The organism is Streptomyces sp. NPDC056160, from assembly GCF_042268205.1.
Lineage (GTDB): Bacteria > Actinomycetota > Actinomycetes > Streptomycetales > Streptomycetaceae > Streptomyces.
In genome coordinates this window covers 13709-27779 of sequence record NZ_JBHJUW010000120.1, presented here as the reverse complement: position 1 = coordinate 27779, position 14071 = coordinate 13709, and the positions used below count along the sequence as shown (strand labels likewise).

General features: G+C 76.0%; 11 protein-coding genes. 4 read left to right on the top strand and 7 right to left on the bottom strand.

All coding sequences use genetic code 11. From position 1 onward, the window contains the following. On the top strand, window positions 1-4217 hold a 4217-nt coding region (locus tag ACFC02_RS32395), incomplete at its 5' end, for an HAD-IC family P-type ATPase (RefSeq protein WP_376365095.1). Window positions 4218-4288: 71 nt separating this feature from the next. Here the strand turns inward: ACFC02_RS32395 and ACFC02_RS32390 are convergent. Further along, window positions 4289-5368: an NADH:flavin oxidoreductase/NADH oxidase gene (locus ACFC02_RS32390; RefSeq protein ID WP_376365093.1), complete on the bottom strand. Its 1080-nt coding sequence runs from the start codon at window positions 5366-5368 to the stop codon at window positions 4289-4291. A 123-nt stretch (window positions 5369-5491) separates the two neighbouring features. Between ACFC02_RS32390 and ACFC02_RS32385 the strand changes: the two genes are divergently transcribed. Further along, the gene (locus tag ACFC02_RS32385; RefSeq protein ID WP_376365092.1) at window positions 5492-5857 is read left to right on the top strand and encodes an ArsR/SmtB family transcription factor; all 366 of its coding nucleotides are present in this window, start codon (window positions 5492-5494) and stop codon (window positions 5855-5857) included. A gap of 22 nt (window positions 5858-5879) precedes the next feature. Here the strand turns inward: ACFC02_RS32385 and ACFC02_RS32380 are convergent, their stop codons facing one another. The 6 genes from ACFC02_RS32380 to ACFC02_RS32355 all read right to left on the bottom strand — a co-directional run bounded on the left by ACFC02_RS32380 (window position 5880) and on the right by ACFC02_RS32355 (window position 11471). Beyond that, window positions 5880-7226, bottom strand: a complete 1347-nt coding sequence (locus ACFC02_RS32380; RefSeq protein ID WP_376365100.1) for an FAD-dependent oxidoreductase — start codon at window positions 7224-7226, stop codon at window positions 5880-5882. Between the two features lie 230 nt (window positions 7227-7456). After that, window positions 7457-8140 (bottom strand): TetR/AcrR family transcriptional regulator, encoded by a 684-nt coding sequence (locus ACFC02_RS32375; protein WP_376365090.1) that lies wholly within the window; start codon window positions 8138-8140, stop codon window positions 7457-7459. Window positions 8141-8337: 197 nt separating this feature from the next. Beyond that, a complete protein-coding gene (locus ACFC02_RS32370; RefSeq protein WP_376365088.1) occupies window positions 8338-9066 on the bottom strand; it encodes an HAD family hydrolase in 729 nt (242 codons plus the stop codon). A 15-nt stretch (window positions 9067-9081) separates the two neighbouring features. Beyond that, window positions 9082-9762, bottom strand: a complete 681-nt coding sequence (locus ACFC02_RS32365) for a phosphatase PAP2 family protein (RefSeq protein ID WP_376365086.1) — start codon at window positions 9760-9762, stop codon at window positions 9082-9084. A gap of 93 nt (window positions 9763-9855) precedes the next feature. Then, window positions 9856-10791 carry a M56 family metallopeptidase gene (locus ACFC02_RS32360; protein WP_376365084.1) on the bottom strand — a complete coding sequence of 312 codons (936 nt, stop codon included), beginning with the start codon at window positions 10789-10791 and terminating at the stop codon, window positions 9856-9858. Between the two features lie 95 nt (window positions 10792-10886). Beyond that, on the bottom strand, window positions 10887-11471 hold the full coding sequence (locus ACFC02_RS32355; RefSeq protein WP_376365082.1) for a DUF5134 domain-containing protein: 585 nt from the start codon (window positions 11469-11471) through the stop codon (window positions 10887-10889). A gap of 191 nt (window positions 11472-11662) precedes the next feature. On the opposite strand from ACFC02_RS32355, the gene ACFC02_RS32350 reads away from it, so the two are divergent. Beyond that, window positions 11663-13351 carry an FUSC family protein gene (locus tag ACFC02_RS32350; RefSeq protein WP_376365080.1) on the top strand — a complete coding sequence of 563 codons (1689 nt, stop codon included), beginning with the start codon at window positions 11663-11665 and terminating at the stop codon, window positions 13349-13351. Beyond that, window positions 13348-14022 carry a MarR family winged helix-turn-helix transcriptional regulator gene (locus ACFC02_RS32345; RefSeq protein WP_376365078.1) on the top strand — a complete coding sequence of 225 codons (675 nt, stop codon included), beginning with the start codon at window positions 13348-13350 and terminating at the stop codon, window positions 14020-14022. Before ACFC02_RS32350 ends, ACFC02_RS32345 begins: the two co-directional genes overlap by 4 nt. Window positions 14023-14071 lie beyond the last annotated feature (49 nt).

The following is a 14071-nucleotide window of genomic DNA, read 5'->3' as shown; positions in this document are numbered from 1 at the left end:
GGGCCGGCGTGCGCGGCGCGGACTCGGCGGCACGGGTCGCCCGGGTCGCCCGTAACGCGCTGCCCGGCGCGCGCGGGCACTGGCGTTCCGGCACCCGCGCCCACCTGGCGCTGCGCGCCGCCGAGCCCGAGCGGGTGCGGCGGGCCGGCGGGACCGGGCACCTGGCCCGCCGGGTGGCCGTGGCGCTCGCCGAGCGGCCCGACGTGCTGTTCGCGTACTGGGACGAGGGACTGGCCCGGCTGGTGGTGACCGCGACGGAGGACGAGGCGGCCGAGCGGGTCGTGGACCACGCGGCCGACCTCGCCGCCCGGCACGGCCTGGTCCTCGAGGGCGGCGACCCCGACGAACCGACGCACCCGGCGGATCCCGCCGGGGTACGGGCGGCAGCCGCCACGCTGGCGGCCGACGCGCTCGGGATCGCCGTGGCCTTCACCGCGTCCTCGCTCCGCCTGCCGCCGTCGCCGCGCCTGGTGACCGCCGTCGTCACACTGCTGCGGGAGAACCCGCGCTTCCGCGCCTGGCTGCGGGCCCGGGTGGGCGACGCGTCCATGGACCTCCTGCTGGCCTGCGCCAACGCGGTCGCCCACGGCACCGGGCAGACGCCCACCGCGCTGGTGCTCGACGGCACCCTGCGCGCCTGCCAACTGGCGGAGACCGTGGCCCGCTCGGCGGCCTTCGACGCGGTGCACGACCAGTTGTGCTCGCCCGACCGGGTCAGTCTCGCCGCGGCCGGCGGACCGCCCCGCCCGCCGCTGCGCGTCTCGCCCGCCCAGGAGTACGCCAACCACGCCTCCGCGGGCAGCCTGGTCGGCGCGGCCGTGACCCTGCTGGTCAAGCACGACGCCGCCGAGGCGGCCGAGGCGGTGCTCGCGGGCTCGCCGAAGGCCGCGCGCTACGGACCCGCCGCCTTCCACGCGGTGCTCGGCGCGTCGCTGGCCCGCACCGGCGTGCTGGTCCGCGATCCGGAGCGGGTGCGGCAGTTGGAGATGGCGGGCACCGTCGTCCTGCATCCGAGCGCGCTGCGCACCCCGGAGGGGGAGGCGGACCCGTGGGCCGAACCCGTGCTGGACGCGGCCCGCCGGGCCGGGCTGCGGGTCGTGGTCGTCGACGACCCCGCCCTGGAGGACCTCACCGCGCTCGCCGACCAGGTCGTGGACGCCCGTCGCCCGCTGGACGACGTGGTGTACGGGCTGCGCGCGCAACAGGACGCGGGCGCGGTGCTGACGGTCGCGCGCGCCGGTTCGGCCGGCGACCACGGCGTGCTGCCGGGGCTGCGCGGAAGCGACATCGCCGTCGCCCTCACCGACCGCGACTCGGCCGTCTGCTGGGGCGCCGACATCCTGGCCCTGCACGGCCTGCCCGACGTGTGGCGGCTGCTGAGGGCGATCCCCGCCGCGCGTACGGTCGGCCGCCGGGCGCAGACCCTGGCCCGTTCCGGTGCCGCGCTGTCCGGGCTGCTCGTCGCCGTCGGCGAGTCCGGGAAGGGCCACGGGCGCCTCGCCGTCCTGCCCGGCCTGCGGCACGCGCCGGTCGACCTGAGCGCGGCCCTCGCCCTGATCTCGGGAACACGCGCCGCCCTCGGCGTGGTGGCGGCCCGCGCCCCGCACCCCCGCCCGCGCGTGCACTGGCACGAACTGCGCTCGGAGGAGGCCCGGGAACGGCTCGCCCACGAGGAGACGGCCGTCCCGACCCCGCTGCAAGCGGCCACCGCCCGGGTGCGCGGGGCGGCCCGCAACGCCACCCGGCACCCCGCGCTCGCCCCGGTCCGCTGGTCGTACGAGCTGGGCCGGGCCGTACGGGGCGAACTGCGGGACCCGCTCACGCCGGTACTCGCGGTCGGTTCGGCGGCCTCGGCCATCCTCGGCTCCGTCATGGACGCGCTGCTCGTGGTCGGCGCCCTCGACCTGAACGCGCTCGTCGGCGGCGTCCAGCGGCTGCGCGCGGAGCGGGCCCTGTCCGGGCTGCTCGCCGACCAGAAGCGCAAGGCGCGGCTCGCGCCCCCGCCCGCGGAGGCGCCGGCAGGCGGCACCCGCACCGTCGAGGCGGGCAAGCTGCGCCCCGGAGACGTGATCGAACTCAAAGGGGACGACGTGGTGCCCGCCGACGCCCGCCTGCTGTGGGAGGAGGGCCTGGAGGTCGACGAGTCCGCGCTGACCGGGGAGTCGTTGCCGGTGCAGAAGCAGACCGCGCCGACCCCGCACGCCGTCGTCGCCGACCGGCTCTGCATGGTCTTCGAGGGGACGACCGTGGTGGCCGGTCAGGCGCGTGCCGTCGTCGTGGACACCGGCGAGGGCACCGAGGCCTCCCGCGCCGTGCACCTCGCGGCCCGCACCCCGCCCGCCGCCGGAGTCCAGGCCCGGCTTCAGGAACTCACCCGCAAGGCACTGCCGTTGACGCTCTCCGGCGGAGCGGCGGTGACCGGCCTGGCGCTGCTGCGCGGCACGCCGGTGCGGGAGGCGGTCAGCGGGGGAGTGGCCGTCGCGGTGGCAGCCGTCCCCGAGGGGCTGCCGTTGGTGGCCACGGTGGCCCAGTTGGCGGCGGCCCGCCGGCTCAGCCGCGACGGCGTCCTGGTGCGCACCCCGCGCACACTGGAGGCGCTGGGCCGGATGGACACGATCTGCTTCGACAAGACGGGCACGCTCACCGAGAACCGGCTGCGGCTGGTGCGGATCTCCGACGCGGACGGCGACATCCACCCGGTGGCCGACGAGGCCGCCGCAGCCACGGTGCGCGCGGCGGCCCGGGCCTGCCCGCGCTCGAACGGCAATACGGACCGGCCGGTGCACGCCACCGACGAGGCGGTCCTGGACGCGGCGGGCCCCGACCCGGAGTGGACGCAGCTCGAAGGCCTCGACTTCGAGGCGGGCCGCGGGTACGCGGCGGCCGTCGGCCGCAGCGGGGACGGCCCGCGGGTCCTGGTGGTCAAGGGCGCCCCCGAGACGGTCCTGCCCGCCTGCCCGGGGCTGCCCGCCCACGCCTCCGGCGCGGCCCAGTCGCTGGCCGGTGCCGGGCTGCGGGTCCTCGCAGTGGCCCAACGGCGGCTCGGTGAGGGGGATCCGGAGGCGGACGTACTCGAACAGCCGCTGGGAGAGCTGGAGTTCACGGGGCTGCTGGCGCTGTCGGACGTGCCGCGCGAGACCTCGACGGCCCTGGTGCGCGGACTGCACGACGAGGGCGTACGGCCGGTGATGCTCACCGGCGACCATCCGCAGACCGCGCGGGCGATCGCCACCGAACTGGGCTGGCCGCAGGACACGGTGGTGGTCACCGGGGACGAACTGGCCGCCGCGGACCGCCACGCGCGGGCCCGGATGCTGCGGGACGCGGGCGTGGTCGCCCGGGTGGCGCCCGAGCAGAAGCTCCAGGTCGTGGAGGCGTTGCGGGACGCCGGCCGGGTGGTGGGCATGGTCGGCGACGGCGCCAACGACGCCGCCGCGATCCGCGCCGCCGACATCGGGGTGGGCATCAACGCGCGGGGTTCGGCCGCCGCCCGCAACGCCGCGGACATCGTCCTGACCGCCGACGACCTCACCGTGCTGATCGACGCCATCGGCGAGGGCCGCGCCCTGTGGCACAGCGTCGCGGACGCCATCGCCATCCTGATCGGCGGCAACGCGGGCGAGGTCGGCTTCGGCATCCTGGGCACGCTGCTGTCCGGCCGGGCGCCGCTGTCCACCCGTCAGATGCTCATGGTGAACCTGTTCACCGACCTCTTCCCGGCCATGGCGGTGGCGGTGACCCCCAAGGAGGACGCGGCACGGGCCGCCTCCCCCGAGGACGCGGCCGGCGGGGTGCTGGGGGAGCCGCTCGTCCGGCAGATCCGCCACCGGGCCCTGACCACCTGCCTCGGCGCGGTCACCGCCTGGCTGATCGGGCGCTTCACTCCGGGCACCGCGCGCCGCTCCGGCACGATGGCGCTGTGCGGAGTGGTCGGCACGCAGCTCGCCCAGACGCTGCTCGACCGCCGTGACAGCCCGCTGGTCCGGCTCACGGCCCTCGGCTCGGCCGCCGTCCTGGTCGCCGTGGTCCAGACGCCGGGCCCCAGCCGCCTCTTCGGCTGCACTCCGCTGGGACCGGTCGCCTGGGCCGGCGTCGCCGTGGCCATCGCCCTGGCCCTGGCGGGCCAACGGACGTTGCCCCGCCTGGAGGAGACGGTCGTGCGCCTGCTCCCGAAGGGCCGCGACGAGGGCCCCGGGCAAGGCCCCGAAGGAGACTGAGCCGTACGGGGCGTCCTGCCGACCGGCCGGCAGGACGCCACCCGTCCGGCCGGCCGGTGGACGCGCGTGGCTCAGACCGACCGGTGGTACTGGTCGGGCACGTGCACCGGGGCGTCCAGCTCGCGTGCGGCGTGGCGGGCCCAGGACGGGTTGCGCAGCAGCTCGCGGCCCACCAGCACCGCGTCCGCCTCGCCGTTGGCGATGATCTTCTCCGCCTGCCCGGTCTCGGTGATGAGCCCGACGGCGGCCACGGCCATGGGCGTCTCGGCCTTCACCCGGGCCGCGAACGGCACCTGGTAGCCCGGGCCCGTCGGGATGCGTACGGCGGGAGCGTTGCCGCCGGTGGAGACGTCGAGCAGGTCGATGCCGTGGGCGTGCAGCTCCGCCGCGAAGCGGACCGTTTCGTCGGCCGTCCAGCCGTCCGCCTCCAGCCAGTCGGTGGCGGAGATGCGGAAGAACAGCGGCTTGTCGTCCGGCCACACCGCGCGCACCGCGTCGACGACCTCCAGCGCGAAGCGCACCCGGTTCTCGTAGGAGCCGCCGTACGCGTCGGTGCGGTGGTTGGAGTGCGGCGACAAAAACTCGTGGATCAGGTAGCCGTGCGCGCCGTGGAGCTCGGCGATCTCGAAGCCGGCGGCGAGGGCACGGCGTGCCGCGTCGGTGAACTCGCCGACGATCCGCTGGAGCTCCTCGACGGTCAGCTCGTGCGGGACCGGGTGCCCCTCGTCGAAGGCCACCGCGCTCGGGGCGAGCGGCCGCCAGCCGTGCGCCTCGGGCCCGAGCGGCGCCCCGCCCTTCCACGGCCGGTCGGTGGAGGCCTTGCGCCCGCTGTGGGCGAGCTGGACCGCGGGCACCGTGCCCTGGCCGCGCAGGAAGTCCGTGATCCGCCGGAACGCCTCGACCTGGGTGTCGTTCCAGAGGCCGAGGTCGTACGGGGAGATCCGGCCCTCCGGCGAGACCGCGGTGGCCTCCACGACGATCAGGCCCGTTCCGCCGGTCGCCCTGGCCGCGTAGTGCGCGAAGTGCCAGTCGCCCGGCGCGCCCGCCGACGGGCCCTCGGGCGCCGCCGAGTACTGGCACATCGGGGGCATCCAGACCCGGTTGGGAATCGTCACGTCACGCAGGGTGTAGGGCTCGAAGAGCGCACTCACGGCGGGCTCCATTCGTCACGGGGACCGGGGGAACAGGCTTGTACGGTAACTCTCGTACTATGGTAGCTGTCAAACTACGATGAGGTTCGTAGAATGAGGCTTCCCGTACGAAGTGGAGCCGCCGTGACCGCCACCGCCCCCGTCCCCCCCGCCGGCAGCCGCGATCTCCCGCATCCCGAGCGGGAGGAGATCCGTCTGGAGTACGTGCTGCACGCGCTGTCCGAGCCCCTGCGGCTGCGGATCGTGCGCGAACTCGTCGCCGAGGGCGACGAGTTGTCGTGTTCGCACTTCGACCTGCCGGTCACCAAGTCGACCACCACGCACCACTTCCGCGTCCTGCGCGAGGCCGGCGTCGTCCGCCAGGTCTACCGGGGCACGGCCAAGATGAACGGCCTGCGCCGCGACGACCTCGACCACCTCTTCCCGGGCCTGCTCGACACCCTCCTCGACGCCGCGGCCCGCCAGGCCGCACGCCTCACGGAGGGCTGAGCCGACCCGCCCGCCACGGGGTCTACGGGACCGCCGTGCGCGCGGCGGCCCGCAGCGACGCCCAGTCGGGCAGCTTGACCACGCCCCGCCCGAGCGAGGCGCCCAGGTCCGCCTCCGCGCGCTCGATGGCCTGCCAGCCCGCCCACGGCACCGGCTCGAACCCCTCGGCACGCAGCGCGGCGACCGCGTCGCCCGGCACCGGCATCCGTACGAGCGCGGGCGCGTCCGCCAGCAGCGACGCCACCGTCTCCTTGGCGCACGGCCGGTTGGTGCCGATGACCCCCGTCGGACCCCGCTTGATCCAGCCGGCCACGTACTCACCGGGCGCGACCGCCCCGCCGCGCAGCACACGCCCCTGCCGGTGCGGCACGGTGCCCGAGACCGCGTCGAACGGCAGCCCGTCCAGCGGCACCCCCCGGTACCCCACCGACCGCAGCACCAGCTGCGCCGGCACGTCCTCGTGGCGCCCCGTCCCCGCCACACCGCCGTGCCCGTCCGGCACCGTCCGCTCGAACCGCACGGCCCCCACCCGGCCGCCCCTGCCGAGCAGCGCGACCGGCCGGAGGAAGAAGCGCAGCCGGATCCGGCGGGCCGCCCCCGTCGCGGGCCGGTCCGCCCAGCCGCGCAGCACCTCCACGTTGCGGCGCTGGGCGGCCGGCAGCGCCGACGGGTCGGCGTACGCCGGGTCCAGCGCGAGTTCGGCGGGGTCGACGACGAGGTCGGTGCCGGGCAGGGAGCCCAGCTCCCGCAGCTCCTTGGTGGTGAAACGGGCCTGCGAGGGGCCGCGCCGCCCCACCATGTGGATCTCCCGCACGCCGCTGGCGGCGAGCGCGGCCAGCGCGGCCTCGGGCATGTCGGTGGGGCTCAGCTCCGCCGTGCCCCGGGCCAGCATGCGGGTGACGTCCACGGCCACGTTGCCGACGCCGACGACCACGGCGCTGCGCGCGTCCCGCAGGAAGCCGCCGTACGCGGCGTCCGGATGGGCGCTGTACCAGGACACGAACTCGGTCGCCGACCAGCAGCCCGGCAGTTCCTCCCCGGGGACGCCGAGGTGGCGGTCGGTCGCGGCGCCCACGCAGTACACCACCGCGTGGTAAAGCTCCCGCAGCCGCTCGGCCGGCAGCCCGTCCGGGCCGCCGATCCGTACACCGCCCAGGAACCGGACCCGCTCGTGCTCCAGGACCGCGCGCAGGCTGTTCTGGAGGGACTTGATCTTCTCGTGGTCCGGTGCGACGCCGTACCGCACCAGACCGTACGGGCACGGCAGCCGGTCGAGGACGTCGACGCACACCGAGGCGTCCTGCTGGACGAGACCCTGAGCGGTGTAGCACCCGCTCGGCCCCGAGCCGACGACGGCGACACGCAGCACGGCGGAACCCCCTGACTGCGGCACGGCCGCAGGAGAGCGCTGAGGACTCCAGCATGGCACCCGGCGGTCGGACGGGGGAGGGTGACGCAGCCGGAGAGCGGCGTGTCGGGTCCGACTTGCCCCGCCTGCCGCGCCGGGACCACTCCGCCTGTCGCGCCCGGACCACTCCGCCTGCCGCGCCCGGGCCGCCCCGCCTGCCGCGCCCGGACCCCTCCCGCTGCCGCGCCGGGCTACTCCGGCTGCTGTGCCCGGTGGCGTCCCGTGGCGAAGAAACGGGAGACGTCCGTACCGCAGGAGCCGCCGCCCGGGCCCGGTTCCTGCGGATCCGGCGGGACGCCCAGTTCCCAGTCGAGGCGGTAGCGCTCGAACAGCTCCGCCCGCAGCAGCGGCACCGGCATCGGCGCTCCGGGGATCAGCGCCGCGTAGACGGCGCCCATCAGCAGGGCCCGCAGCATCGGGTAGTCGGCGTCCACGTCCGCCGAGCCGTGCCGGGCCACGGTGTCCCGCAGCAGATACGACAGACGCTGCTGTTCGGGGCACTGCACGAACCCCTCGGCCTGGAGGATCCCGGCCATGTGCTGGCGCATCAGCACGGGCCGGTCGCGGGCCAGGCCCAGGATCGCGTCGATGGCCCGCGCCATCCGCTCGGATCCGTCCTCGGTGCGCGGCTCGCCTTCCAGCGCCTCCTCCAGCGTGCGGTGCATGAGCCGGTGCACCGCGGACTGCACCAGCTGGCGCTTGCCGGGGAAGTAGTACGACACCAGGCCGCGCGCCGAACCCGCGCGGTCGGCGATGTCGCCGAGTGTCGTGGCGTCGTATCCGTGTTCGCCCACGAGTTCGACCGCCGCCTGGAGGAGCCGCTCCCGGGAACGCCGTCGCAACTCTTCATTGACCGAGGCGCTGCGCGGGGACATTCTGTAACTCCTGCGTTGACTGGCTGCCAGCCAACTATACTCAACGCGAGCAGGCCGGCCCCTTGGCGGGGTGTGGTCGTGCTGCCCGCCCGTCTCGGGCGACGCGGGGGATCGTCCGAGACGGGCACATCCACACCCCATTGGTTTCCTGAGGCTACTTCTCGGTGGCGGGCGCCGGCGTCCTTCCGGCGGCCGGCCTACTGCGTGCGGGCTGCGCCCGCCGGGCTCGTGCGTGCCCTGCCCGCCAGGTCGAGCACGGGCCGCAGCGCGTCCGGGCGTTCCGCGACCGGCAGGTGGTCCACGAAGTGCACCGCGCACCCCAGGGCCGCCGCACCGCCGTCGGCCGCGCGGCTGTCGCCCACCATCAGCACGTCCTCCGGCTCGGCGCCGACCGCCGCGCAGGCCCGCGCGAACAGCCGCGGATCCGGCTTCTGGATGCCGTGCTCGTACGACAGGACGTACGCGTCGACGTAGGTGTCCAGGCCGTGGGCGCGGAACACCGGGCGCAGGTCCCACCCGATGTTGCTCACCACGCCCACCGCCACGCCGCGTTCGCGCAGGGTGTGCAGCACCTCGGCGGCGTCGGGGTACGGGGCCCAGGCCCGCGGCGTCATGTGCCGGTCGTAGAGCGCGTCGTACAACGCCGGGTCGGGCAGCGCCACCCGGCGGGCCATGCCGGTGTAGGCGGCGCGGTGCTGTTCCGCGCTGCGGTCCCTGACGGCCCACAGCCCGGCCAGTTCGTCCGGCACCCGGACCGGCTCGGCACCGCCCGGCAGCGCCCCCGCCTCCTCCAGTCCGCGAGCGGCCTCGGCCAACTCCCGTTCACCGAGGGGCAGACCCGTCTCGTCCAGCACCGCCCGCAGCCAGGACTCGGCGGACTCGATGCGGAAGAGGGTTCCGGAGAAGTCGAAAAGAACGGCGGTCATGCGGCTGCTCATCACTCATCCCGCCCGTGGCGGCCAGCGGTCGCGGACGGTACAGGCCAGCGCCACCACGGTCGCCCCGAGCAGCCACCCGCCGAGGACGTCCGAGGGCCAGTGGACGCCCAGCCAGATACGGGTCAGGCCCACACCGGTCACCGAGGCAACGGCCAGCCCCAGGACGGCTCGCCGCACGCCGCGTCCGGCGCCGTACTGGTGGAGCAGCCGCAGGAGCAGGCCGCAGACCACCGTCGCGGTCATGGCGTGGCCCGAGGGGAAGGCGGCGTACGCGGCGGAGTCCACCGGATCGGGCCAGGCCGGCCGGGGCCGGTCGACCGCGGCCTTCAGGCCCTGTTGCAGCAGTGTGCCCAGCGCGCACGTGACCACGAGCCACACCGCTGTCCACCACCGCGCCCGCCGCACGAGCCACACCGCCACCACCGCGCACAGCAGACGCATGGTCAGGGGGTCCCACGCCCAGTCCGTCAGGACGCGGCACACGTGCGTGAGGCCCGGGGCGCCGACCGCCCGGCGGTGGGCCGCCCGGGCCACGGACTCGTCGAGAGCGGTCAGCGGGGACCACCGGAGGGCGACCAGGACCAGCAGGACCGTCGAACACAGCCCCAGTGCGAAGGCCGCCCGGAGCGCGGCGGTGTGTGCGGCGGGCGGACGGGGCGGAGCGGCGAGGGGTACGGGAGGCATGACGCGATCCTGGCCGCGCGACGGACGCCGAAACACCCGTGCCTGCCGTGGACCGCCCGGATCAGCGGGAGCGGGCCGCGGCCTCGGGGCCCGTCAGCCCAGCGCCCGCAGGCCGGGCACCAGCGTCACCAGCACCGGGACCACCGGCACGAGCGAGGCCACGGCCGTCAGCCGCACCCGGCGGGCCGCGGTGAGCCGGTCGGGCGCGGTGAGCAACCGGTGCACCCGGTGCGGCACATGGGCCTGGGGAGTGGGACAGGGGCCGAACACGCCCCGGTCCTCGTTCAGTTCGACCAGCGCGAGAGCAGTGGTGAGCCGGCCGAAACGGCGCGAGGCCATGTCGTCGGCGGCGAGTTCCACCAGGTGGTGCATCTCGTCGCGGAACGCGGCGAACACCGGCACCTGCGGGAAACCGTCCGCCAGCGCCGCCGAGCAGTGCAGCAGCCAGTCGTGGCGGGCCCGTGCGTGACCCTGCTCGTGCGCGAGGACCGCGTCCAGCTGCCGCCCCTTCAGCCGGCGCAGTGCGGCGGTGGTGACGACCAGCCGGGGCGCCGCGCCCGGCAGCCACCAGGCCTCCGGGCGCTCGTTCTCCAGGACGACCAGCCGCTCCGCACCCGCGTCCTCGCCGGGCAGCACAGGGGCGCGCACGAGCAGTTCGGCGCGCCGGCGCCGACGGCGCGCCCGTGCTCGTACGACCTCACGGACCAGCATCGCCGCACTCCACACCCCGCCGCAGGCGAGGGCCACCGCGGTCGTCGGCGCCCAGGCACCGGCCGCGCCCAGGGCGTACGCCTCCACCACCCCGCGCGGAGCCGTGGCGAACACGTGCCCGCGCACCTCCTGCCAGGCGGACGCGGCGCTGAGGGTCATCGACAGCGCGCAGCACAGCAGTACGGCGGCCACCACGCACTGCCACGCCCACAGGGCGACCACCGGTTCACGGTCCGGCCAGTCGGCCCGGGCGAGCAGCCGGGGCGCGACGACGGCGGTCAGCGCGCCGAGCAGCAACAGGACCGCGGGGACCATCATGCGAGCACCCTATGAGCGGACGGCCGCTCAGGGGTACGGCTCCGCGCGGCAAGTGACGCAGACCACGGCGCGGCCGGGCCCCGCGGCACGGCGTCTCACATGGTCAGCAGCATCGCCACCATCGCCATCCCCATCGACAGCCGGCAGGCCCGTGCCAGCTCCGGCCGGTCACCCCACCCGGGGTGGCCGCCGCCCGTGGCGACGGTGCCCTGAGTGCTCTGTGCGTCCTGCCTGCCCACCGGGGCCGGTACCAGCCGTGCGCCGGTCAGCAGGACGTACCCGGCGAAGTACAGCAGCAGGACGCCGGTGACCAGGGGGACGCCCGACCCGCCGTGCGCGTGGTGGTGGGTGCCGGGCGAGAGGGCCATCGACACGGACATGTAGACCATGGCGGACGCCCCCACCAGGTGGTGCAGGTGGTGGGGGCTGGTCCGCGCCCCCCACAGCGCGCGCACGGCCGCCGCGCCGAACACTCCCGCGTAGAGCGGCCAGGCCCAGGCGGGCTGGGTGAAGACCGCGGCGGGCACGGCCATGGCGGCCATCCCGAAGCCCATCAGCGCCTCCCCGCCCGCCGCGCGGCGCTGCTCCTCGACAGGGCTGCGCATCCGCAGCAGACAGTAGGCCCCGGTCGCCGCGCACAGCGCGACGAGCAGCCAGCCGGGCGAAGCCGGTCCGTGCACCCGCCCACCTCCCGCTCTCAGGTCCGGACCGCGGTTTCGGCGGCCTTCCGGTCGGTCAAGCGATGCCCGGCACAGACGGTGCGCACACGAGCGCAAGGAGGTACAGGGGGAGCGTGCACGGGAGCGCGGGCGGCGGGAGTCCCTTTACCGGCACTTACTTTACGAGTAAAACACCTGTTAAGGTTGTTTCCATGAGCAGTGCGACCCCCACCCCGACCCCCACGCCCCGGCCCGTCCGGCGCCTCCCGCTCATCGACGTGCTGCGGCTCGGCCGTCCCTCCGACATCTGGTTCAAACCCGCGCTCAGCTCGGTCGTCTCCGTGGCGCCGCCGAACCTCGCACTGCTCGCCCTCGGCAGGCTCGACCTCGCCATGTACACGATGGCCGGATCGCTCTGCGCCCTCTACGCCCACAACCGCCCCTACGCCGCCCGCGCCCGGGTCCTGGCCTGGGTGGCGCTCGGCATGCTCGGCGGCCTCGCCCTCTCCCTGGTCGCCGCCTCGCTCACCCGCGACACCGTCGTCCTGGTCGCCGTGGGGGCGCTCATGGCGGCGGCGCAGAAGGCCCTGTGCGACGCGACCCGGGTCGGCCCGCCCGCCAACGTCGTCCTCACCTTCATCAGCTCCGCCTCCCTGTTCGCCCCGCAGACCCTCGGACAGATACCGGGCCACCTGGCGCTGGCCACCGCGGCGGCGGCCTGGGCATGGCTGGTCGGCATGGCACCCGGCCTGCTGCGCCCGCACGGCCCCGAACGCCGGGCCACCGCGCAGGCGCTGAACGCCGCCGCCGCGTACGCCGCCACCGACGGCACCGGGGACGGCCACGCCCGCGCCCGCGCCGCCGCGGCGGCCGCCGTGCAGGCCGCCTGGCAGGCGCTGCCGTCGACCGGCTCCCGGTCCCGCTCCCGGCGCGCCCTGGCACGGCTCGTCATCCGCGCCGAGGTCGCCCTCGCCGCCCCCGCCGACGCGGACCCGCAGCGGCTGCGGACCTGGGCACGCGAGCTGTGCGGCAGCGGCCCGATCCCGCACACGGGCGAGACGGCGGCGGCCACCGAGGAGATCCTCGGCCTGGACGCCGAGGCCGACGCCCCGCACCGCTCCTGGTGGAGCCGGCTGGGCCCGCTCACCCCGATCGCCGTGCGCACCGCGCTCGGCTGCGCCCTCGCCGGGTACGCCTCCCTCGCCCTGGGCATCGGGCGCCCCTACTGGGCCCTGGTCACCGCGGCCTCCCTCTACCAGGCGAACGTCACCCTGACCTGGAGCCGTGGCGTCCAGCGCGTCGTCGGCAACCTGATCGGCGTCCTCGTCTTCGCCGCGATCACCCCGCTGGCCCACACCAGCGGCGTGGCCCTCGTCCTCGCCTGCGTGGCCCTCAACTTCGGGGCCGAGGCGCTGATGGGTCGCAACTACTGGCTCGGCAGCATCTGCGTGACCCCCATGGCGCTGCTCGTCACCGAGTTCGCCGGCCGGCACCCGGCGGGCGAGCTGATGACCGAGCGGGCCGTGGACACCGTCGTCGGCGCGCTGGTCGGCTTCCTGGCCGCCGTGGCCGTCACCAACCGCCGGGCGGGGGACCGCATCGGACACGCCCTGGCCGCGGTCGACCGGACCCGCGAGCGGGCCGCGCGCCTGCTCGCCGAACCGCGGCCCGAGCCGGCCGCACTGGAGTCCGCCCGCCGGAGCCTGGCCGCCGCGCTGGTCGACCTGCGCGCCACCGTCGACGCCGCGTCCGGCGAGTGGTGGCAACGTGCCCTGCCGCAGGAGCGGGTCGTGCTCACCGAGCAGTCCGCACACCGTACGCTCGCGGCGACGGTACGACGCCTGGGACTGCACACCCCGGCGGCGAGCACGGGCAGGACGACGGAGGACGCGCGGCCATGACGGCGAGCAACGGACGACCGGCACCCACGGAAGCGGGCCCCGGGGAGATGCCCCACGGGCCCGGCCGGGCAGACCTCTCCGGGCCGTCCGGCAGCACGGAGCCGTCCCCGGCCGGGGCCTTTGCGCCTGCGGCGGAAGGCCCCCGCGAGGCGGGCCGGGGCGCCGCCCAGGACGACACCGTCGCCGGTGTCGTCCGGCAGTGGCAGGCGGTCCACCCGGAACTGGACACCGCGCCGATGGAGATCATCGGCCGCATCAACCGGTGTTCCGCCCTCCTCCAGCAGGCGGAGGACGCGCCCCTGCGCCGGGCCGGGCTCAGCCGGCCCGAGTTCGATCTGCTCGGCGCGCTGCGGCGGACCGGGCACGAACTGACCCCGAGCGAGCTGGCCCGCGAGACCTTCTCCTCGGGAGCCGCCGTGACCAAGCGGCTCAAGCAGCTCACCGAACGCGGCCTGGTGGAGCGGCGCGGCGACACCCGTGACCGCCGCGTGGCCCATCTCCGCCTCACGGAGGCGGGCCGCGACCTGGTCGACGGTCTCCTGCCGGACCAGCTGGCCTACGAGAGGACCGTGCTCGCCGGTCTGGACGGCGCCGGGCGCGGCGATCTGGCCGCGCTGCTGGGCGACCTGCTCACCCGCCTGGAGGGCCGCCCCGGCGCCGCGCGGTTCTGAGGTCCGCCGAGGTCGCTGCGTACGGGTCCGCCGGGGCCCCGGCTCCCGG

Bases quoted from the DNA above. Each gene is read 5' to 3' on its own strand.
- ACFC02_RS32375 (WP_376365090.1), bottom strand. From the start codon at position 8,140: ATGTCCCCGCGCAGCGCCTCGGTCAATGAAGAGTTGCGACGGCGTTCC.
- ACFC02_RS32370 (WP_376365088.1), bottom strand. From the start codon at position 9,066: ATGACCGCCGTTCTTTTCGACTTCTCCGGAACCCTCTTCCGCATCGAG.
- ACFC02_RS32365 (WP_376365086.1), bottom strand. From the start codon at position 9,762: ATGCCTCCCGTACCCCTCGCCGCTCCGCCCCGTCCGCCCGCCGCACAC.
- ACFC02_RS32360 (WP_376365084.1), bottom strand. From the start codon at position 10,791: ATGATGGTCCCCGCGGTCCTGTTGCTGCTCGGCGCGCTGACCGCCGTC.
- ACFC02_RS32350 (WP_376365080.1), top strand. From the start codon at position 11,663: ATGAGCAGTGCGACCCCCACCCCGACCCCCACGCCCCGGCCCGTCCGG.
- ACFC02_RS32345 (WP_376365078.1), top strand. From the start codon at position 13,348: ATGACGGCGAGCAACGGACGACCGGCACCCACGGAAGCGGGCCCCGGG.